Annotated in this window: 16 protein-coding genes and 1 pseudogene; 3 read left to right on the top strand and 14 right to left on the bottom strand. The window is 57.4% G+C overall.

What is annotated here, in order from left to right:
• Positions 1-237 precede the first annotated feature (237 nt).
• A pseudogene (locus I6F21_RS27740) lies at positions 238-609 on the top strand (transposase); the annotation flags it as partial.
• Here the strand turns inward: I6F21_RS27740 and I6F21_RS27735 are convergent.
• From I6F21_RS27735 to I6F21_RS27685, 11 genes are all read right to left on the bottom strand, one after another.
• Positions 610-1,080, bottom strand: a complete 471-nt coding sequence (locus I6F21_RS27735) for a hypothetical protein (RefSeq protein ID WP_225131000.1) — start codon at positions 1,078-1,080, stop codon at positions 610-612.
• Between the two features lie 2,276 nt (positions 1,081-3,356).
• The gene (locus tag I6F21_RS27730; RefSeq protein WP_225130881.1) at positions 3,357-4,694 is read right to left on the bottom strand and encodes a glutamine synthetase; all 1,338 of its coding nucleotides are present in this window, start codon (positions 4,692-4,694) and stop codon (positions 3,357-3,359) included.
• On the bottom strand, positions 4,694-5,980 hold the full coding sequence (locus tag I6F21_RS27725) for an ATP-grasp domain-containing protein (RefSeq protein ID WP_225130883.1): 1,287 nt from the start codon (positions 5,978-5,980) through the stop codon (positions 4,694-4,696). Before I6F21_RS27725 ends, I6F21_RS27730 begins: the two co-directional genes overlap by 1 nt.
• Positions 5,977-6,879, bottom strand: a complete 903-nt coding sequence (locus tag I6F21_RS27720; RefSeq protein WP_225130885.1) for a DMT family transporter — start codon at positions 6,877-6,879, stop codon at positions 5,977-5,979. The genes I6F21_RS27725 and I6F21_RS27720 overlap by 4 nt, the downstream gene beginning before the upstream one ends.
• 129 nt (positions 6,880-7,008) lie before the next feature.
• Positions 7,009-7,794, bottom strand: coding sequence for a gamma-glutamyl-gamma-aminobutyrate hydrolase family protein (locus tag I6F21_RS27715; RefSeq protein ID WP_225130887.1), 786 nt, complete (start codon positions 7,792-7,794; stop codon positions 7,009-7,011).
• A 29-nt stretch (positions 7,795-7,823) separates the two neighbouring features.
• Positions 7,824-8,882, bottom strand: a complete 1,059-nt coding sequence (gene rtxC / locus I6F21_RS27710) for a dhydrorhizobitoxine desaturase (RefSeq protein WP_225130889.1) — start codon at positions 8,880-8,882, stop codon at positions 7,824-7,826.
• Between the two features lie 31 nt (positions 8,883-8,913).
• Complete coding sequence (locus tag I6F21_RS27705; RefSeq protein WP_225130891.1) at positions 8,914-11,445, bottom strand: 2-aminoethylphosphonate--pyruvate transaminase; 2,532 nt, start codon at positions 11,443-11,445, stop codon at positions 8,914-8,916.
• A 1,228-nt stretch (positions 11,446-12,673) separates the two neighbouring features.
• Positions 12,674-13,018, bottom strand: a complete 345-nt coding sequence (locus tag I6F21_RS27700) for a hypothetical protein (protein ID WP_225147983.1) — start codon at positions 13,016-13,018, stop codon at positions 12,674-12,676.
• Positions 13,019-13,608: 590 nt separating this feature from the next.
• Complete coding sequence (gene cysN, locus I6F21_RS27695) at positions 13,609-15,492, bottom strand: sulfate adenylyltransferase subunit CysN (protein WP_225130895.1); 1,884 nt, start codon at positions 15,490-15,492, stop codon at positions 13,609-13,611.
• Positions 15,492-16,457: a sulfate adenylyltransferase subunit CysD gene (gene cysD / locus I6F21_RS27690; RefSeq protein ID WP_225131002.1), complete on the bottom strand. Its 966-nt coding sequence runs from the start codon at positions 16,455-16,457 to the stop codon at positions 15,492-15,494. Before cysD ends, cysN begins: the two co-directional genes overlap by 1 nt.
• Before the next feature lie 210 nt (positions 16,458-16,667).
• A complete protein-coding gene (locus I6F21_RS27685) occupies positions 16,668-17,822 on the bottom strand; it encodes a sulfotransferase (protein ID WP_225145060.1) in 1,155 nt (384 codons plus the stop codon).
• 755 nt (positions 17,823-18,577) lie between these two features.
• Between I6F21_RS27685 and I6F21_RS27680 the strand changes: the two genes are divergently transcribed.
• Positions 18,578-18,955 (top strand): MarR family transcriptional regulator, encoded by a 378-nt coding sequence (locus I6F21_RS27680; protein ID WP_225152236.1) that lies wholly within the window; start codon positions 18,578-18,580, stop codon positions 18,953-18,955.
• Positions 18,956-19,765: 810 nt separating this feature from the next.
• On the opposite strand, the gene I6F21_RS27675 is transcribed toward I6F21_RS27680, so the two are convergent.
• Complete coding sequence (locus I6F21_RS27675; protein WP_225130902.1) at positions 19,766-19,951, bottom strand: hypothetical protein; 186 nt, start codon at positions 19,949-19,951, stop codon at positions 19,766-19,768.
• 656 nt (positions 19,952-20,607) lie between these two features.
• On the bottom strand, positions 20,608-20,940 hold the full coding sequence (locus tag I6F21_RS27670) for a hypothetical protein (protein ID WP_225130904.1): 333 nt from the start codon (positions 20,938-20,940) through the stop codon (positions 20,608-20,610).
• Between the two features lie 111 nt (positions 20,941-21,051).
• Here I6F21_RS27670 and I6F21_RS27665 point away from each other — a divergent pair, with 111 nt between their 5' ends.
• On the top strand, positions 21,052-21,381 hold the full coding sequence (locus I6F21_RS27665) for a hypothetical protein (protein ID WP_225130906.1): 330 nt from the start codon (positions 21,052-21,054) through the stop codon (positions 21,379-21,381).
• Between the two features lie 433 nt (positions 21,382-21,814).
• Here I6F21_RS27665 and I6F21_RS27660 read toward each other — a convergent pair whose 3' ends face one another.
• On the bottom strand, positions 21,815-22,033 hold the full coding sequence (locus I6F21_RS27660; protein ID WP_225130907.1) for a hypothetical protein: 219 nt from the start codon (positions 22,031-22,033) through the stop codon (positions 21,815-21,817).
• Positions 22,034-22,317 lie beyond the last annotated feature (284 nt).

Genomic DNA, 22,317 nt, shown 5'->3' with positions numbered 1-22,317 from the left:
CGGCGCGGTTTGTATCCGTGTCAGGGGGACGGTCGACCGCCGGGCGCGGTGCGAGGTGCTGGCCGCAGTAGGGACGGTTGGCCGATGATCGGGCTCCGACCAGGGTTGTCGATCTGGATCGCGACGCAGCCGATCGATTTCCGTCACGGCATGGACTAGCTAGCGATGCTGGTGAGCGAGGCGTTTGGGGCCGATCCGTACGACGGCGGACTTTGTGTCTTCCGCTCCAAGCGCCGAGATCGCGTGAAGAAGTCCGGTCTTGGCAAGGCCATCAGCTACACTCTCAACCATTGGGAAGGTCTGACGCGCTTCATCGATGACGGGCGCATCGAGATCGACAGCAATACGGTCGAACGCAGCATCAAGCCGATAGGCCTGGGAAAGAAGAACTACTTGTTCGCCGGCAGTGAAGGCGGGGCCGAGACATGGGCCATTCTCGCGTCGCTCATCAACACGGCGAAGCTGAACGACATCGATCCGCGGCACTATCTGACCAATGTTCTCGAGCGCATCGTCTCCGGACGTACAAAGATCAATCGGCTGCACATGCTGTTGCCGTGGAATTGGAAAGCCGAGCGCGATGGTTCTGAGGCAAAGCTCGCCGCCTGATCAGTTCGACGGCAGGGCATCTGTAACTTCCTGCGCATCGCGGGTGTCGTCCGTCATAGACTCGTCGCGGATCACGCGCGGCGTCACCTCGTGCAGATAGACTTGCAGCGACCTCGCCAGCTCGGTGAACTCCGGCAGCAGCACCTTGTCGACGAAGCCCAGTGACGCACGGATCATCACCGTGTTGCGTCGCTGGCGGTGATAACGAAATGGCCGGAGCCCGTATCGACGGCAAAGCGCTAAAACAAGCGTAAGCGCGTAGGTCACCCCATGTAGCGGATGATGTTCGATTGTCAGAGAATCTCCTGGCGATTTGTCCCAGGAGTTCATGTGAGGGAACATATGTCTGATACCAAGAATTTCGAAGTTATCACGGCTGCAGCCGAGCGGCTTAAATAGAACTGCTGTGTCTATCATTTTGCGGACAATAGCGCGCTCTTGGATCGAGAGACGGCTCGGCAATATGGTCATGTTCACGAGGAATGTCTAGCCAGCTAGACCGCTACTGTGTAAGCGGTGCGACGTATTTGGTCCGGACGCGCCTGATGCGTGATCCAAATGGTAAACTCTCCTCCTCGAAGACCCGCCCGAAGCCGGATGTCGTAACCGGCGATCAGTCATAAAGCTTGCAGTGGACTAGGCTGACCGCCCCTCCGGTCCGTCGCGCCGCTGTAGCGGCCGCTGATCGTAAGCGCGCCGAACGGCCTTTTGTCTGGACCTGAACGTCCTGACGTCTAGTGGCAAGCTGCCCTGGGGCCCCTTCCATTTGTGATTTGTCGCGCAGGTCTGTCAGCTTTCAGTAAGCTCCCCCGGATACAGAGCCGTTGAGGTTGGCGGGATGTGGCAGGGACAGTGCTAGCGTACCAGAACGGTCGGCGCCGAGTCATGTTTCTCGTCAGCCTCATCAGCAGTGCGGATGCGGCAGGAACCTTTCGTCAACTCAGCCCCCCGCCGGTAGGATCCGGACCGCGCCCGCACTGCTTCATTGGGCGGCTCGGCGTACAAATCAAGCACATCCTCGATGCGCCGGAGGCAGACAGGCGGTGCGCAAGCTAAAGGCGCAGATGCCGCCGATGCCGGGATGAGTGGTGACGATATCGCCAGCAGCGTGGACGTCGGCCACTCGATGGTCTATCGAACCCGTCGGCGTTTTGTCGCAAGGCAACCCGGTGGCCGCCCAGAGCGGAGAGCCCGTGCAGGGGCAGAGCGCGAGCTCAACGACAAAGAAGAGGTCCTTCTGGTGGCCACCTCCTGCTTCAGCCCTCCGACCGCGCGCGCTGGACACTGGAGCTGCTGGCCGACGAGACGGTCAGACTGACGTCGCAGGAGAGCCTGTCGCGCGAGACGGCGCCTGGCCGAGAACGATCTCAAGCCATGGCGCAGAAGCATGTGGTGCACTCCAAAGGTACAAATGGGGTATGTGGCCAGTGAAGGCCATCTAGCACCGGCCGCCGTCGACTTTGCCGAGCGCATGCGCGAATTTCATTGCCCCCGAAGCATGCCAATTGGCTCAACATCATCGAGATCGAGATTAGCGCGCTCGCCCGTCAGTGTCTCGACCGGCGCATCGACAGTTATGCCCATCTCGTCAGAGAGACCGCTGCATGGGAGAACGCCGCAACGCCGAGCGCGCACCCATCAATTGGATGTTCGCGATCGAGAAGGCGCGCACCAAATTAGGCCGCTCTCTATTCTAAAATATCTACCAGAGTGCCGAAAGCAAAAAGACTCAAAATCTCTGTGCCGAAACACTAGGTGCCCACGAGCCCCGTTCAGCCAAGTTGCGGCCGATGGAAGAGAAGAACGCGGCCTCCCGGTAGGCTCTCGGCCGTGTAGGGCTGACCGTGGACTAAGAAACGGGTCATTGGGACATCCCGGCTCGGCAGAAGACCTAGGCTCTGCAATATGTCGATCACGACAGGCGAAGCCTCTTGGGGGCCGTGCGTCCAGTGATCGCCGAACAACTCTCTCAGTTCAGGCACTTGCGGGAGTGGCTGATGGCCTGATGCCGGTGCGGCAGACGGCAGGGAAAGGTTTGGCGCCAGCGCCGAAGGAGCGTCCTCACGCCATTCGAAAAGTGCCGGCGAATCAAACCCTGGCGCAAGACCGCCATAGATATCTGAGGAAGTCCTTGGTGCCGCAGCTTCACTCGGCAAAGTTGGCCGAGGGTGATGAATGAGTTGAACGTCGTTGGGGCCTTTCGGTCCCAAGATGGCCGTGTAGCGTTCGCCGCCATCGCTCTCTCATGAACTTAATGGACCCAAGGTGACTGGGACCTCTTCCCTGATGGGATTTCAGAGCGCCGCGCCAAGAGTATAAGTCAGCACCGATCAACGCCAGCCTCGTTGTGGCCGGCGGCGGCTAAGCCATCGTCTGGTCGCGCTGCCCCCATTAATGGTGAGCCTCGCGTCCTGCGTGGCTCTGCGGCTCGGCTACAGCGTCGCGCATCACGGGCCTCTTCGGCTCGTGCTCTGAGCATAATCGACCATGCCTTCCCGCTTGAAGAAGTCGAGAACGTCTTCATTGATGCGAATGGAAATGGTGTTGTTCGTTGCTAGAACGGAGCAATCGCGGTTGCTGCCATAGAGCAGATAATAGCAGACCTCCTCACCGTTCCCAAGGTCCTCACTTAACGAGTAACGCACACTTGCTCTGTATGAAGCTCAACATCAGCGGCACAGACAGCCGCGATGGTCGCGCCGGCACCGGCCAACGGAAGGAGGTTCAGAACTAGCGAAGAGCTCAAGCTAAATGATCTCGAAGTATCTCCGACGTTCAAAGTCGGTGACCCGATGTTGAACGGATTCCCACTCCCAACGGCGCGAGCAAGCGAACGCTTCAACAAACCTTTCTCCGAAGACATCACTGGCCGCTGCAGACTCTGCAAACCGAGATGTTGCCTCTGATAGGCTTTGAGGCAGCCTCGCGGACGGACGACACATTTCCAGGCTTGCATCACCGACGATCGAAGCCGGTAGTTCCGGACCTGTCTCGACGCCCAATATTCCTGAACCAATCGCACATGCGAGCGCGAGATACGGGTTCACGTCTGCGCCAGGCAGCCTATATTCCAGGCGATGCGCAGATGGCTCTCCCGGAATGGCGCGAACCGCGCAGGAGCGGTTGTCAAGGCCCCAGCTTGGACAGATTGGTGCCCAGCAGCCAGGTACCAATCTCTTGTAGCTGTTGACGTTCGGCGCAGCGAGCACACAGAACTCATTCATGTATTCTAGTTGTCCGGCGATGAATTGCCTCATAAGATCGGAGACGTTGCCTAACGCATCACCGTCGTAAAATACATTTTTACTATCCGAGGACATCGAGATGTGAATATGGCCGGACTGGCCGGGCCATTTCTCGGAAACCTTGGCCATGAATGTAGCCATCATGCCTCGCGTTTGCGCCCAGGCTTTTATCATCGACTTGAATATGATTGCTCGATCGGCGGCTTCCAGCGCATCACAATGACGAAGTGACGCTTCGACAACGGCAGGTCCCGTTTCAAAGTGTAGTCCGCTGAGAGGTATTCTAGCCTTCTCACAAATCGCCAAGATCTCATCGAACAGCTCATGTTGTGCGACAGAGCGCGCAATCGAGTAGCCGAACGGGCCGCGCGTTAAAGGAGCCCATTCGCCGAACGGCTTGTCTTCAATCGTGTCTGCGTTCTCCTTAAACAGCATAAATTCAAACTCGAACCCGGCAGTGCAGTCGTATCCGTGGTCAGCAGTCCTTCGCAGGACCTTACGCAGAACACCGCGCGGACAGATGTTCTCATGTGCGCCCGCGAACTCCGCGAGATAGAGATATTGATCGCCGAGATGAGACACCGAACGGCCGGTGCCTGACAAAATCCGCAGGTCAGCATCTCCGAACGCCGATAGCGGCTTTTGCGTGAAACTGGCCGGAATGACCCGGTCCGTACAATCCCACGCCAGCACCGCTTCAGAGAACTTGATAACTTTATCTTCACCCGCGAGATCTTCACCTAAGACGTGTTTGCCTCGCAGAACGCCATCGAAGTCGCTTAAGCCGACCATCGCCGCGCGGGCTGGATTCGCTCCGGTCAACCTGGGATCAGTTGGCATCAGTCGCGATCCTGCATCACCAAATCGAACACCTGGTCCATCCGCATTGCTCGCAACTTGCGATAGTCATTCTCAAGCTGAGTCAAGTCGCTATTCACGAGATAAACGATGCCTGGTGTCGACACTAAGTCGATCGTGGGAACTAGCTCTTGACCAATCGGGACGAATGCAATGGCATCCGCGAAGCTCGGGAGCTTGCGGATTGCTTCGAGTCCCGGGTAACCGGCAACGACACCGCTCATATCTGAGATCAGCGAGACGCAAAGTGCGTGAGCCTGCCGCTTGTAGGGCCCGCGCAGCCTCATATATTCACCAAAGCCCTTGGGATCTGCGTAACGCCAGGCCGTCAAGGTCATATGGTTGTGCCCCAACGCCATCGTTCGTGCTTTTGCCGACATGGTCCCTTGAAGCCTCGCTCCGAAGTCCACCAGAACCGGTCCCCGATGATCGACGATGATCTCAGCATGAGCCGGTCCGTCGACGATCTGTAGTGCCTGCAACGCACGCACCAAGTAGTCGGACAGTTCCTGAACGATTGGTTCGTTGCCCCCCAACAATCTCTCAAGTGAGCAGACCGATGATGCCCTCTCAATCGGAACCGTGTCATAGGTCCACGCCTCCGTAACGAAGGCTTCCCCTTCGATCGAGACGGCATTTACGGTATATTGCTGGCCGTTTATTTTTTCTTGCCCAAGGGCAAAACGATTCAACGCTCCGACACGGTTCGTCTTCCCGACAATTGCGCTCACAGCCCGCTGAATATCAGCGTCTGTCGAGCAAAAGAATACATCCTCGGTACCCGTACTGTTCAGCGGCTTGATCACGATCTGATCGAACTTCGCTTCACGCTTCCAGCTCGCGATCTCTACAGGACTGTCGGACACGACTTGTCTGATCGATCGCACGCCTGCAAAGGTCAGCGCGCAAGACAATCGCGCTTTGTCACGCCGAGCAGCGGATAGCGCAGTCCCATTTGATGGTAAGCCAAGCCGCTCCGACAGAGAATCGGCGAGTTCAACTCCGGTCTCGCAGCCCGCGACAACGAACTCCAATTCCCGGCCATGGAGAGCCTGAAGATGATAATCAACGATGTCGTCATATCCCATGCGCTCGGTGGGGCGAATGACTTCATCATAAAGATCCGCATTGAAATGCGATTGGAATATGGACGGAATCTGTGCAGCCGACATCACATGCACCGTTCCAATTCCATAGCGCTTGAATTCTTCCGGTAGGTATCGGCCGGTAGAATATGCGTCTACGATTACACAACTCCGTTCTTTCATGCGGATCTCCGATACTGCAAGTAGATGTTTCCGACAGCGACAGCCGTAATGAGAGCATTTCCTATGAACGTATGTAACGAAGGCACGATGCGAGAATCGAAGTACTGGAACAGGAAGGTGATGATAGGGGCGGTGGACAGGACCATGTTGACGGTGAAGGGCTCTACCCGGCGAATGCCCTGCTGGATCAAGAGCAAAGGAACAATGATCGTCGACAGCCCAATTGCCGCGATCGCAAACCAATGCTGCGAGATCTCAGGCACGATAGATGAATGGTCGACCAGTCCCAGCAGCAAGAGAATCGTTCCATAAAAGCGATGCGCCAGGACTTGTCGGCCAGAAAACCCACGATCGAACAGCAGTTTGACAAGTATATTTGTAAGGGCCAGCGATAGGCCGGCCACGATCGCCAAGACGATGCCGAAGGACGATCGAGCCCCCCACTCCACGCCTGCGTTGCCGCTGGCCGAGATCCAAATCATGTAACTCCCGATCGTTGCGATCGTAACGCTCACGACAATATCGGATGCTGGAGGGGCACCCTGGCGCCTGATCAGTGCGTTTAACCACACTGTTGCGGTGGGCCCCAGCGCCACCATGAAGGCGATGACGATCGCAGGTTCAGCGTATTTCAGTCCGATAAATAGGCCGATCCAGCTGATTGCTGTCACGACATTGAGCGCGACGAAGACGAGGAGCGACCATTTCGCCACCGTTGCCTCGCGTCCTTCCTGGCGAGCCAGGAGATTGAACATCAGACAAACCACAGCGAAGGTCAGCAGGAGCGCGACGAACACATCCGCTTGCTGAAAATACGACGCCGCATAAACCTCGCCTGCCGCGCTCACGACGACATAAAGCGCCACAAATAGGACTCCCAGAACGAAGCGATTCGCCAATCCTCCAGTCTTCCTGTGCCCGCGAGGCGGCGCACGGCCCTCGCAGGACCGGACGCGTGCTTCGGCTCCGAGGGAGTGTCCTTTCGACGTGCACGGACCACGTTTGGTTTGAAATGTCACAACCTGCCTCTAGTTCTTCTTAGTTCGGTAGTACCCAACACACGCCTCTCCAAATGCCTTGAACAGTTGCTTGCTGAGGAGATCGGTTGAGACGTGCCATTCGGGGTGCCATTGCACACCGATTTGGAGCGTCGGGGCGCCAATGACCGAAGCCGCCTCGACCAAACCGTCAGGCGCCCACGCCTCGCGCCTCAGCGCCGGGGCAAGCGCCTCGATGCCTTGATTGTGCAGCGAGTTGACTTGCGCTTCGATCGTCCGCGCGATTGGAAAGAGCGCGCCATCGGAGCATATCCTGACGGTGTGCGCGGCGTCGTACTGACGGTCTCTTGGACGATCTGGCTTCTCGGCATGCATCGCGCCACTTTCCGGCTTCCACTCCGCAAGCGATGAGCGGAGCGTGCCGCCGAAATAGACGTTGAGTTCCTGAAGCCCACGGCAGATGCCCAGAATAGGCATTCCGAGCGCGATGGCGCTCTCTATAGTTACGGCAGAGAGCCTGTCCCGCGGACGGTCAAGGATCCCAAGCTCAACGTCCTGCCGATCAGCCTGCGTCAAGGACGCAGGCGCTCTCAGGACGGCGGGGTCGATGTTCGATTCATCACCTGTCAACACTAAGCCGTCGAGCCGGCGCATGATCGCCGGGGCGATCTCCTCCCTCGCATCTTCGGCGTCGATCGTCGGCAATATGACGCAAGCCACTCCCGCATGACGATGGAGTGCCTGCAAGTACTTGCGCCGCAACCAGTCGCGATGCACACCATCGACCAGAAGACGGTTCGAAGTGACGCCGACCACGGCTCTGGTGCTCTCTGGCCGTAGAAACGTCACGCGAGCTGCCCTCGCGCGCGAACCTCGGCAACGGCCTGCTCATACAAGCGTCGATTTCGCTCTTTTAACTGACCTATGACGCTAGGTTGACCTTGAGGTCCCTTGACAAAGAGACCACCCCAGGTCGCGGCAACCTTCGCATAGTTCGGATCCTGCATTCGGATTTTCTGAGCTTTGCGCAACAGCCAAAACGGGATGCCCGGCGAAAGATGATGCTCAAGGTGGTACTCATCCAGATTCTGTCCGAGGATGGCTCGCTCGAGGAAGTTTCCTTTCCGATTCCTGGTGAGATAGACGTTCTGCGTCTCGGTTTCGCACATAGGTGAGTGCTCGGCTAGCTCGATAAACCATCCGAGGACCTGAAACGTGGTGAGATAGGGCACGATCCAAAACAGGACGACGATATGGAGCAGCCCAACAGCATATGACCCGGCCAGGATGCTGATCCAGAAGAGATAGAAGCCATACTTGTCGATAAGTATGCCTGAGCGGCTCTGCTCCTCGACATCTGTGATCGAAAATCGATTGGCCCAAAGATACTTCAGATACGCTACTGTCGCGCCGCCGAAGATCGGCTTCCAGATCATGTTGAAAGCGTACCGCTCCGGAGGCTGCACGTTGTAAACGCCGCTGGCCAGAAAGAACTTCAGGTCGGGATCCTTGTCCGGATCTCCGAGATAGGGATGATGCAAATAGACGTGCGAGATCCGGTAGGCCCAGTGGCGCTGGAACAAGGGATAGGAAGCGAACAGAATGCCCAGGACGTAGTTCCAGGTCGTGTTCTTCGCGAGCGTGCGGTGAGCCGCATCATGAGCAATGGTTGTCAATCCGCGCTGATAGGCGCCAATCAGAAGGACGGCCAGCGGGTAGAGCCACCATGAGACCGACACAGTCGCGAGCGTACACGCTGTGATGACAGCGTAATCTTTGGCAATATAAGCCGCTCCCGTTATGTTGTCGGGCCTGAGCTCGGAGAGCTGCTTATTGATTTCTCGGCTGAATTGAACGGCCTCATAGCGTGATGACCTCAATTTCCAAGCGTCTGCCTGATTCATGAGAACCTCCTCCTGATCGCCTTGCAGGTTGTCAGATTGCGGAAAGCGCCTTGTCCAGATCGCGCAGGATGTCGTTGACATCTTCGATGCCGACGCAAAGCCGGATCGAGCCGCCAAATATGCCGGCGGCTTCGCGCTTTTCCCGCGGGACGGTGGTGTGGGTCGTCGAGACAGGATGGGTCACGAGCGTGCGGGCATCGCCTACATTCGAAACGTGATACATCAAGTCGACGTTCTGGATGAACTTGCGCCCGGCTTGTTCGTCCTCCACCTCGAACATGACCATCGCCCCGTGTCCGTATGCAGCATTGAGTGTCTGTTCAACGGTTTCCCGATCGGCGCCTTCGAAGAGCCCGGGGTAGAAGACACGGCGCACTTTTGGATGCTCCTTGAGAACGTCGGCCACGATCCTGGCATTCGCGCAGTGCTGCTTCATGCGAAGTGGCAGCGTTTCAAGCCCTTGGATCAGTTGAAAGCTCGCAAACGGGGCGATGGCTGCGCCGGTATCGCGCAACCAGGTCATGCGAGCCTTGAGAAGAAACTCGCTCCTTCCAAGATCGTCGACATCGCGCACCGCATTATGCCAAACAACTCCGCCATGCGCATCGTCGGGACGGTTGAACAAGGGAAAGCGAGAGGCTCCCCGGTAGCTAAACTCGCCGTTGTCAACGATCAGTCCACCGAGCGTCGTACCGTGGCCGCATATATATTTCGTTGCGGAGTACGTCGTAATAGCAGCGCCGAGATCTGACGGCCGGCATACCAGTGGCGTCGTCGTATTGTCCACGACCAAAGGCACGCCGTACTTTCGGCCGATCTCGGCCAGCTGTTTGACGGGGAGCGGAATCAGACAAGGATTCGAAATCACCTCTCCGAACAGGCATATCGTGCGATCATCAATGGCACGTTCAAATGTCTCGGGCTTTCGAGGATCGGCCGTCCTCACGCTGATCCCAAGACGCTTTAATGTGTTGTGGAGCAGGTTCCAGGTATTGCCATATAGATACGGAGAGGCGACGACATTGTCCCCCACTTCGCCACTTGACAGGTTGACGATCGCAAGGAACGTCGCTGCTTGACCTGACGCAACGGCGAGCGAGTCGCTCCCCATATCGACGGCGGCGTAGCGCCTTTCCAGCGCGCGGGTCGTTGGATTGATGATCCTTGTGTAGGTGAACCCATCGGCCTTGACGTTGTAGACGTCAGCGATGTGGTTGAGATCGCCATCGAGTTCATAAGCCGTATTCTGGTAAATCGGCACTGCGACGGCTTTCGTCGCCGGGTCTCGCCGATAGCCCGCATGCAGAACAGCAGTCTCGGCCGAAAACGGCAGCCGCGGGTCCCCAGCCACTCGAGCCGGCATCTTTATGCGAGCCCCGCATGCCTCTTGGCCCGACATCGGCTTTGCTAACCGAGCCTGACCGGACCGGAAATATGTACGAAAAGCGCACCCCAACTGCTCGATCCAGCTGGATTGGATTTCCCCAATGCAACCGACGCGAAAACTCCGCGTGGCAAGATGCAGCTTTGAGTAGATGTAAAGGTTGTGGGCCGCCAAGTGGCGATAAAGCCCATCGAATCCTGCCTGGTCCACGATTCCCGACGGCGCACTGAACGCGACGCAGACCGGCGACTGCAAGTCCGCGGACAGCAGCGGAGACACCAGTCCTTCGAGTTCCTTGACGAGATCGTCCCTGACCTTTTCGTACCTGCAGCGTCTGGCATCGATGCCCTCCTCGTGCAGAATCTTCAGGGCCTTTGTCGTTGCCTGAACGATGTGGGTGGGAGGGGTCGACCGCCACTCACCGGTGCGCTCGAGCGAGAGCCATTGATCTCTCACGTCGAGGACAAACGACCTCGGTTCTTGAACCGCATTCTCCAGCAGCTCGCGGGACGCGATGACAAACGCCACTCCCGGCGGCCCTTCTATGCACTTGTTGCTCGACGTGACCAGGACGTCAGGTCCACGCTGGCTCAGGTCGATATTAAGGCCGCCGAAGGAACTCATCCCATCGACGATGGTCTTTACGCCACGTCTTCTCGCCTCCTCCACGATCGCGTCCAGCGGATTGACGATTCCGGTTGTCGTCTCACAATGCACGAAGCACAGGTGCGTAACGCCAGGATTTCGGCTCAGATGCTCGCCAATTTCTTGAGGATCCAAAGGATCGGTCGCTCGCTTCACAAGCTTCAGTGCTTCGACGCCCCACAGCCGCAAGATTTGCAAAATACGCTCGCCATAGATGCCGTTTATGCAAACGAGCGGCCTGTGGGCTCGGGACACAAATGAAGAGAGAGCGGCCTCCATCGCAAAGGAGCCCCCTCCCTGAATAGGCACGACCGAATAGTCGTCAGCATTTCCCAGCAAGTTGAGCATCAGCCGCCTCATGCAGGCGGTCACTTCCTTGAACTCGCAATCGCGCGATGCGAGATCAAGCTGCATCTGGCTCCTGACCGCCAGCGATAACGACAATGGACCAGGCGTCAGCAAAGAGCGCTGTCTTATCAAACCATTCCTCCTCAAGTTGTATTCTTCAATAGACCTGGAGTACGCCCACCCCACCAGGGAGCCCCTGTGGCGAGTGTCGACTTCCTCCGTTCAACAGCTTCGGGTCAGATGCCCATAGATTGCGGGCGCGCTTCGCGTCTGTGTCCGAAACCCTGCCGGATGACAACCTCCACATCTCATCGCAGATGCAGAGCGATCTTTCACAAAGCTGCTCACCGATACCATTCATCACCTCCAAGATATTGGCCTTGCGACCGCGCCCTCGAACGCAACCGGCGGCGACGCGCGCTGTCATCTAGCCATCACGCATGCGCAGGCGTGAGCGCGGTCGCCTTCTTGCGTCGCGAAGCGGCAGGTCGACCGACCGACTTACGTGCGAACCTGCGTCATTCAGGCAAACCTGACATTAGGAAAGCGATGCAGCCGGATCATCGCGCCGGGATGCAGATTAAGGCATGGCACACTTGATGACGTCGCAGGCAGCGGGAGTCTGATGCATGGGCTTGAGACTTGATGCATTCGCACTTCGTAGCTCGTTGGAGGTTTGGGACGCTGATGACTGTCGCTGTCCATTTCGAGATCGTACAACTTGACGTTAGGGGCGTTTCAACCCTCTCCGGGGATTTTCTCGTGAGATTTTTTTCCTGACGTACTCCCATCTGGCGGCGACAAGCCGACGTAGGCAGCGGAGTGCGGAGGTTCACAGCGAGCTGAAGTATTTTGAGAGTTCGACATCAGGACATTCGGCATTCCGCCTGCGGCCGCATACCAGCAGGTAAGGATGGCCAGCCTTTCCGTTCACGTATTCCTCGCCATACCGCAGATGGAGGTACCGAGCTTCTCCGCCATGCCGCCGAGATCCTCCTGGATAGCTGGCACCTGGAAAGTGTACGCCTCGTCGCACATGACCGCCGCTGTCAGGTGTCGTTGCGCTGAATGAAGCGCCCTTGGCAGGCTGTGGTCGAATCCGGCTTGAAGGTAATCTGAGCGACCTTGCGATTGCTGTCGCTTTAGCAACGAACAGTTCGACCTTTCGGCGAGGCGCCGTGACGCAGAACCTGTCGTCCTGCTTTGCTAGGACCAGGTCGACTCGACTCCAGATGAGTGGCACGTGTCCCTCTGTGAGCGCGATCGTTAGGCTGGCAGCATCTCTCGGGCCTGCACTCCGCTTCGTGGCGAGAAAGTCTCACGAACGATCATCGCCGTGGCGAGCGTGCCGCGGTTGACGGGCTGGTCCAAATCGTAAGGCCCAAAGTGAAAGGAGTTCCATCGCGTCCAACACTCAATGGAGCGCAAGTACCTCGGCGGTAAGGCGCTCTGATTCGACGGATCGCATCTCGCAGCCGTTCTGCTCGCGTTGGCCCCTCTGCAGCGCCTGCTCGTTGATGGCGAGCTCGCGTTCGACGCGGTCTACCGCGCGGTCGAACAGGTTGACGGTTGACCAGAGCAGATCATCAAGAGATCGTCCTTGTCGCTTGCCATGGATGAGCTCCCTTGCCTTTTCGGCCGCGCCATGGCCGCCTTCATGACGATCAACGACGGCAGGCGGTACGGAGCAGAACCCGAAGCGCGGAAGTCCGTAGCGCAGCACGGGATGGCTAAGGTTCGCGGCTGCTTTGTCTCGCAATGCCAAGGCGCGGGTGTAGGCAGGCGTTGTCCGCCGTCGAGCGGCGGGCCACCGAAGCAAGCTTGCCGAAAGCCGGCATGGCCGCGACAGGAGGGAGTCGTGGTCGACTGCCAAATTCGGGTCCTGAAAACAAGTGCCCGCTCGCCGGATGCGGCCAAGCCCGGAAACCGAGGCCCCTCATACTGCGCGAGAGATCGAAGCCGGCCGAGACGCTGTCCGGCTCGGCTTTAACGGGAGCTCGGCGTGTCGCTGGCCGTACGCGCAGCAAGAAGCGCCAAGCGAAAAGTCAACTTACTGGAAGTCGGACTTCCTCTCTGGACTTTGTTGTCACATCGTAGATTCTGATCTGGAGCATGGGACGGCGTTTCTTGAGCTCCTCCGCTCCCGCCCATGCTCCATCTCTGCTCGCGTACTCGGTTTTGAGTTGGCCATCCACTTCGAGCACATAACCGGAAGCGGGCAATCGACGAGTGGGTGCGACCATTTTGTTCCTTTAGAGCCAAAAGTCCGATCGCAGGCTCGCCAGAGCTGGATCGCCTTGGCCGGCTTGCGGGATATCGTGCGAATCGATGGTGCGACGCGAGGGACCTCTAACCATCAAGAATTGACCGCGCCATCAAGACATCCACTACCGCTTCCGCTGAATGCTCTAGGGTCTGCTCCATGGTCCTGAGATGAACCTCCGGTGTCGTTGGTGCTTCGTAGCACGAATCGATCCCGGTGAAGTTCTTGATCTTGCCGGATCTCACCTTTGAATACAGGCCTTTTGGGTCTCGCCGCGCGCATTCCTCGAGCGGCGTATCGACAAAGACTTCTATGAACTCATCCTTGCCAACCAGGCTGCGCACCCTGTCCCGTTCGGCCCTAGTGGGCGAGATGAACGAGCAGATCACGATCAAGCCGCTGTCCGCCATCAACTTGGCAACTTCGCCGACACGCCGGATGTTCGCCACGCGATCCGTCTCCGAGAAACCGAGGTCCGCGTTCAATCCGTGCCGGAGGTTGTCGCCATCCAGCAGCATGGTATGCCGCGACATCGCAAACAGCTTTTGATCAACAAGGTTGGCAATCGTCGACTTTCCCGCGCCAGACAAGCCAGTGAACCAGATGACGCAAGGCTTCTGATTCTTGAGCGCGGCGCGCTCCCTCCTGTCCACGGATAGCGCTTGCCTAGCAATATTGGTGGCCCGCCGTAGCGGAAAGGCAATCATGCCGGCCCCGACCGTACGATTCGTGTAACGATCGATGACGATAAATGATCCGGTCTTTCGATTGAGGTCGTAAGGATCGAATACGGCGGGCGTTGCGGTTACAACATCGCAGAAGGCGATCTCGTTGAGGGAAAGCGTCCCGGCGGCCAGATGCTCACAAGTGTTGACGTCGATTCGATGCCTAATTGTGGTAATGCTGCCAGAAATCGTCTGCGATCCAATCCGCAGGACGTAATTGCGTCCGGGAGCGAGCGGCTCCTTGTCCATCCAGATCACATAAGCAGCAAGCTGGTCGGCCACCTTCGGTCGGTCGTCCGGTCGCGACAGAATGTCGCCACGACTGATATCGATTTCGTCTTCCAGTGTAATGGTAACCGCATCCCCGGCTTCGGCGGCGACGAGGTCACCATCGTGGGTCACGATCCGCTTGACGCGCGTGGTCCGCCCCGACGCAGCGACAACGATCTCGTCTCCTGTCGAGATCCTCCCGGAAGCCACCGACCCGGCATAGCCCCGAAAATCCGGGTTTGGCCGGTTTACCCATTGGACCGGAAAGCGGAAAGCCTGGCTTGCGGTGCCGGACTGGATGTCAATGCTCTCCAAATGCTCGAGCAGGCAGGGACCATGATACCAGTTGGCATGAGCGGAGCGGTCCACGACGTTGTCGCCGTAGCGGGCCGAGATCGGGATCGGAACAATCGAGGTGAAGCTGAGACCGGCGGCAAAGGCCAGATAGTCACGGGCGATCCGATCGAAGCACTCCTTGTTATATGCCACAAGATCGATCTTGTTCACTGCCAGCACGACATGGCGAATACCGAGCAGCGAGCAGATAAAGGAGTGGCGGCGGGTCTGAACCATCACGCCTTTGCGGGCATCGATCAGGATGATGGCGAGCTGGGCATGCGAGGCGCCGGTAGCCATATTGCGGGTATACTGCTCGTGGCCGGGAGTGTCGGCCACCATGAAGGAGCGCCGCGGCGTCGTGAAGAAGCGGTAGGCGACATCGATTGTGATGCCCTGCTCCCGTTCGGCCTCCAGCCCGTCCACGAGCAGCGCGAAGTCGATGTCATTGCCGGTGCTACCATGCTTGATGCTGTCGCGTTCCAGCGCCGTGAGCTGATCGTGGTAGATCATCTTGCTGTCGTGCAGCAATCGGCCGATCAGCGTCGATTTGCCGTCGTCCACCGAGCCACATGTGATGAATCGCAGCTGATCCTTCGTCCTGGCCGGGACCAGTTCTGTTGCCGGATTCGTAAACATCAAAAGTAGCCTTCCCGCTTCTTCTTCTCCATTGAAGCGGCTTCGTCGGCATCAATTAGGCGTCCCTGGCGCTCCGACACAGTCGTAGTCTGCATTTCCGCGACGATATCTTCGATCGTCGTCGCATCGGATTCAATAGCTCCGCTCAAAGGATAACATCCAAGCGTGCGAAAGCGGATCATGCGCATTTCCGGCGTCTCGTCGCCGTTAAGCGGCAATCGCTGGTCATCGACCATGATCATCGCACCATTTCGACGCACTATCGGTCTTTGGTTCGCGAAGTAGAGCGGAACCACCGGAATCTTCTCGAGCATGATGTATTCCCACACCTCGAGCTCGGTCCAGTTTGACATCGCAAACACGCGCATGGTTTCGCCCTGGCGGATCCGTGTGTTGAACAGGTTCCAGAGCTCCGGCCGCTGATTACGGGGGTCCCATACGTGTCCGGCCGAACGGAAGGAGAGTATCCGTTCTTTTGCGCGACTCTTTTCCTCATCGCGCCGCGCTCCGCCAAAGGCAGCATCAAATCCGTGGAGGTCGAGCGCCTGCTTCAGCGCGTCGGTCTTCATCACCTGGGTATGGAGCGCGGAGCCGGAATCGATCGGATTGATCCCGCGCGCGAGGCCCTCCTTGTTGACATGGACGATCAGGTCGAGGCCGAGCCGCCTGGCTGTCGCGTCCCGGAAGCTGATCATCTCGCGGAACTTCCAGGTCGTGTCAACGTGAAGCAGGGGAAACGGCAATTTTGCCGGATAGAACGCCTTGATTGCAATGTGCAGCATTACGCTTGAGTCTTTTCCGATCGAGTAAAGCATGACCGGCCTTTTGAACTCGGCGACCACATCACGCATGATTTCAATCGATTCAGCTTCGAGGCGGCGCAGATGTTTCGGTAGCATGTGCCTTCTTTTCGATGCAGGATCTCTGTTCTTCGCCGTTCTATGGCTCCAGCCTAGAGTGGGAATATCCGCGGCGGAAACGGCTGGCCAAGACGCATGGCTCGTCGATGAGCTCAAGCCCCACTGGAGAGGAGACTTGCAGACGCGGGAGCATATCGCATTCCGCCGCTGGTGCGGTCGGCGCCTGGGTCACACCTGATCGGGAGATCAGCTCGTGCGGGTTAAGGATAATGGCTAAATCAGCCAGCGTGTTTTATTCGCAAGCATTCAGATCCGTTAGCGGATATTGAGGATCCGCTCAAGCCGCGCGACTTCGCCTCGCAGCATCTCGATAGCCGCTTCGCTGTTGCGAATGCCATCCAGCCCCGCAGCTCGATCAGCTTCTGACGCCAACAGCGTCTGTTGCAACTGGGCAGCCATCGTGTGGACCGGCTCTCCAGCGTGAGGTGGGCCGGATAATGCTCCCGCCTTGGAGCTTCGCAAATCCCACCAGGTTCGGAATACCTGACGATAAAGTTCAGTTACCTCCCCTCCCCTATCCAGGACTCCGGCTTGCTGTGCATGTACCAGTTCCTGCTCATATCCGAGTTCTAGCAGAAGCTCGGCGCCGACCAGATCGGTCACGGTTTGCATCTCTTCGACGCTCAATTGAGATTGCCATGCCTTGACAGAGCTTTGGTCGACGGCGTTTCGTTCCAAGATTTTTCGGTCTCCGAAGCTACTCGATCGAAGATAATCTGCTTGTCTCATCCCCGCCGATGCGACGGCCGCTGGATCACAGCCGAGGCCCCTCAACAGACGCCGGATTTCCTCGTCCGGATGCGCCACGAACAGTTCGTATTGCACGAACTGTGTGCGCGGGCGAGTGCGGTGGGCGGCGAGCTTGGGAAGGCCCAGAACCAAATCGGCGAGTGACGTTATGATGCCGTCGGGCAGACGGAGCATGAGATCGACGAGACTGGAGACGCTGACCGGATGCGAGCTTTCTGCCCGCAGTGGGACCCCCCACGTCGATTTCAGTGAAGCCGCGATGGCATAGGGATTGCGCATCAGAAGGATGTGTGGCGCCTCTGGATAGACAGATTCAAGAAACTCAAGCGCCGTCCAATAGCGTGGTGTCTTGTCTAGGATGATGCGCTTGCCCGCTTGTGCCAGATACTGATCATAGGCTGCATCGGCAAAAGCGCGGCTAGGGATCGTGCTATCTATCCGACCCAAGAATTCAGAGGTCGCGGCCTCAATCAGCGAGCCACCCGCCGGATGGCGCTGATCCACCCTGCCAAATGCTTCAACCGCCAGCATCAACCAGGGTTCAGGCGGAGCCACAATGTCTGGATGGTGCTGCAGCAAATGCGCCAGGAGTGTCGTCCCGGATCGTGGAAGACCGAGGAGAAAGCACACCGCAGGCGAACGGCCAAAACATCCGCTCATCGTTCAGACGCCTCGTCCTTGAAAAGCGAACCCTGTCGGCGCTCGCTCGATTGATCGACAGAAAGCCAGCCGCAAAGCGCTAAAACGACCAGAATTTTGTCTGCCACTCATGACTTGAGAACCGTTCAGTTCGATCGATCGGCTGGATACAGAAAGACACCGCAATCGCGTCCTCGATTACTCGACAGTTGAAACGAAGTCACGAGCCAGCTCAACTACACGAAGATTGATTGCGGATATGGGAAGGTTGGAACGAACTATACAGACGTTTGCCGAAGACCGCCAAGGCACATGGGAAGGTTATTACGTATAATCACAGCTCCCTGTTGCTGAGGTATTGAAGACGTAAATGCGACATGCAACCTCGCTGATGCTCGGCATACACCAAAGAAGTTCGGCAAAAGAGCGGACGGCTCGGCGAGCTCGGCAAAGAAGCAGACCATGTCGCGGACATCTCACGTGGCAAGGTGCAGCAATCTTGTCAGCGCGCATCGCTGCCGACGCAAGCGTGAATGCTGCCCTTGGTCCGCCAAGACACTCCATAGTCCGGCCAGCCTGTTGTTCGCCAGCCTATCCTTCCGAGTTATACCAAGTAATTGATTTTCCTGCTCTTGGAGAGTTGCCCCTCCCTTAATCGGCGCAAGGAGACTTGTAAACGATGGAACCTGACTTAAGATGCCTCCGGATCTACCTGATCCAGCAAGCGCGCTTGGCCGCATCTCTACTGACGGAGACGAGCTTGTCCGGTCATTTATGTGGGAGATCAGATCGATTCGTGCGTCGAAGAACTTGCCAAATTAAATGTGCTGGGCATCACTCGGCCACGGTGGACGATCCTGATGGCTGTGAACTATTTGGGCAAAGAAATGCGTGTACCGGTCAACCTGGTGTCACGATTGATGCTCGTCGACCCCTCCTTCGTGACAACCCACTCAAAGCTGCTAGAGAAAAACGGTTTGCTGCGGCATAAGTCCTCCGCAGACGATGCCCGGATCGGGCAGATGTCGCTGACGGCCAAAACGCGCAAGCATCTCCGACTTTGGAGCCACGACAGGCAGCCCTGGTTGAGCTCGCTTTTGATGAAAGCGGCGTTGACCGATCAAGCGAGTTCATTGCCAAGGCTGCTACAGTGAGGCTTCGCCTGGAAAGGGCCCGCTCTGGCGTTCAGAAGATCAAACGCACGACTGTCAGAAATGGAGCTCGCTAACATGAGTCTCCCATCCTTCGAATATGTTTTGAAGCAGCGCGGTCGAAGGTGGTTGTGGTCCGTTCACAACGCCGAGGGCGCTCAGGTGATGACGGGTTCAGGATGTAACCGCCGCGCCGCCACCTATCAAGCTAACAGAGCGCTTTTTCAATTGCTGTTGAGCGCGCCATATTGCCTCGGAGCTCGAGCTAGCCAACAGGCTCGGCGAGGTTCGCTTACGCCCAAACTTTAGTCTGGCACGAGCTTCGAGGATGCCCCATTCGCGAGTTGTTTCCATTTCGCTAAAGCGATCAGCCGATGTGTTCGGCCCAGCGCGGCCAAGACTGCCTCGCCGAAGCTGAAGAAGCTGCTGGCCGAACGGATGCTAGATTCGGCCCCTACAGGAGTTCCTCTGAGACTGGTCAGCTTCTCGAACTAACGCGCCAAGGACTGGGCGTAGTGGCACCATCGCATGCGTTCCGGGGCCGAGTGTCTTGGGGTTTTATCTTCGAGACAGGGCTATGGCTAAGACTATCTCTTCACTCGCGATCATACATCGCAAGCGGCTGTCGAAACCGCCTTCCAAGAAACTTGATCAAAGCGCTGGAGCACGTTCCGCGACATTGAAGGCATCCAGTACGTGCCTGAAAACTTCTCTCAGCGCGGGTCGGCCACGCTAATGTGCGACAAAGTCTGTATGGCCAAAGAGGGCGGCCCGCGAGCCGCCCTACCGGCCACTAGCCAGCGTTGCTCACAATTACCGCTGATGTCCGAGTCCGATTCCGAGATTTAAGGCCTTCTGGCGTAGCGCACCTTCGCTGCGTTTGGTCATTTTTGCTATTTTTATGACCGGGGTCCGAGCCTTCGAATGGACTTTGAGCTCTTTGATATCTGCCTTCGTCCACTCGCGCCGCTTAACGCGTTTCTTGGTTGCTTTTTTCACGATGAATGCTCCTTCTGAGAGGAGCGCCTGTAACACATTTTTTTCGGAGCGACGACCGTAAAAAAGAGGCACTCATCGGAACTCGCGCCAGCGTATAAGTTCGGTCATGCTTTCTGCCCATAGTGTTTCGAAGAAAGGGTCAGCGGAGATAGCCGCCTTGGCTACGTTTGTGACGAGGTCTCAACTGCCGTCTCCGACCGATTTGAGGTCAAACTACGTCGGTGGTAACCGCGCCGTTGGACATCTTGGCGAATGGCATCGCTCACTAAACGCACCGCCCGCTTCTTTCGCTTCCAATTGCCGTCCAACCCCGCGGGGATCGCAATGCCTCGCGGAACGACCAAAAGATCGCGCCTTCCGTTCAAATAAACATCAAACATGTCGTCCCTCGTCAGGCACGAGCGTAGATCGCGGGTTCATACATTTGGTGACATCGAAGCAACAGTCGCGATTAAGAACTCTACGCGAGTTTTCTCCGGATGTTGCCGCACTTGAGGGTGCATGGCGCAATCCCGCTTCTCCTTCAGGTGCTCCGCATCGCCGAGAACACAGGAGGCTTCTCACGCCTTATTGTCGCTAACGTATCCACTTATCGGGGCTTCGTCAGATCGACACGATAATGACCATCCGCGTTTTTAAGAATATTGCCGCCCTTGTCACGAATATACGCCCGAGCAGGTGGAGCGCACTCTTTTGTGTTGAGCGTCTGGATGCAACACGCCTTGCCCTTTGAGACTGATTTCCCTTATCCAGCGGCCACCTCGCCGTCGCTGAGGCGAATCTGATCGGACCGAGTTGTAGTTCGGCCGAACTTTGATCTCCGCCGGGGGTAGTCGCGCCGGCGGTTCATAGCGGCGATTGAGGACGACGACGGCGGCGGCGGCCAGGCTGGCGACGAAAGCCAGCAATACGCAGAACGTAAACGCCGGATCGTGTCCCATCGCTGCGGCAAAGAAGAAGACGTAGGCAGAAACAGCGAATATAGACATAAGGGCTGCTTCACTATGTCGTGGACTTCGAGGCGGCGATGGGCTTGTCCTGTATCGGCCTTCTTTGAATGCGGGCATGCTCAGGAGTCAAGATCTTCGGTGAGGAACTGATTGAGCGAGATGATCGCGAAAGAGCAGCCGGAGGATATCTCACGACCGATCGCGCCGGGTCTGTTCGTTCGGGCAGTCTTTGAGCGGACTTGCATGGTGTTGGCTCTCGAGGTCGGCGGCGCAGCGGACTTTGGTCTGACACAGGCCACACACGCGTTGCAGATCGCAGTCTCGATTGCGGCAGCAAGCGCATTCTCGGAAACACCGCCAAGTGCGAGGCGCTTGCTCAAGAGTTCAGGAGAGCCCGGTCTTTGCGCCATGGTTCGAAAGGCGGATACGGACAGACTAAGGTCACGTGCGATCGCATCGATGTCCTGCGAGCTCAACTAAGCCGGTTCGGATGTCTGGGACAGGCCCGCGCGTAACCGGCTGAGGAGATGTCTAAACCGTCAAGGATATGTGTGCAGATTGGACAACCAAGCCTAACCCTTCGAAACAGCCATAGCTGCCGGAGGCAGACTTGTTTTTGACATTGGATCAAACAAGACCGACTTGTGGGAGCAGGTCCTTCGATCCGGATGGCCCTGCCGGTACGATGCTTGGCGGAGCGCTGCAGACCCCATTGAACGGCAGGCGGCAAACCGTCCAGCGAGGTCCGCTTAGGTGTGGTGAGACAACAGGGTGCCCGCCGAATTGACGAAAGCATCACCAGTTGTTCTCTCGAATCGACGGTCGACACGACCCTGTCCGGGATCACGCTTAGATTACAGATTGACCCCACAACTCAATTCGCAGACTTCTCGCCAAACTCAAGCTAACCAGCCTATGCCGGCGGCAATGCAGGCGGGGTTCGAAGCTCGATCACATCGGCGAAGACTGTCCAATCGCGGACACTCTTTTGCTTGCAGAAATCGGTCTCCGCCTGCTGTGCAGCAGCACTTAGCGAGGCGGCATCGATCTTAAACGCTGCCTGACAGGCACGATGTTCGTGACCGGTATCGTCACAAACGGTCTTAATGAACCGAACGTTAAATGAAGGCATGGCCCCCTCTTCTTGTGGGTTTGCTTATCCACCATCCTGCCATTGGCGCCTCAAGAGTATTTGATCTGCCTCAAGCAGCACCCCCAAGAGGTTTGGTTGTCCGCTGCTCCGTCGAGATAAAGTCGAGACTTTGGCAGCGCGGCCCGCGCGCTCCTGTTGTCCCGCAAGCCGCGCTATCTCTATCTGTCTAGCTTTGCAGATCGCACTCTGTTTGAGCCGAGGGACAGCGTCTTCTGGTCTGCTCAAGCCCTCGACCAACAAATTGGGGTGACGATGAATTGGGG

Source organism: Bradyrhizobium sp. NBAIM03, from assembly GCF_020194055.1.
Taxonomy (GTDB): Bacteria; Pseudomonadota; Alphaproteobacteria; order Rhizobiales; family Xanthobacteraceae; genus Bradyrhizobium; species Bradyrhizobium yuanmingense.
Note: the sequence above shows the minus strand (reverse complement) of the source record. Positions and strands in the feature narration are given on the sequence as shown.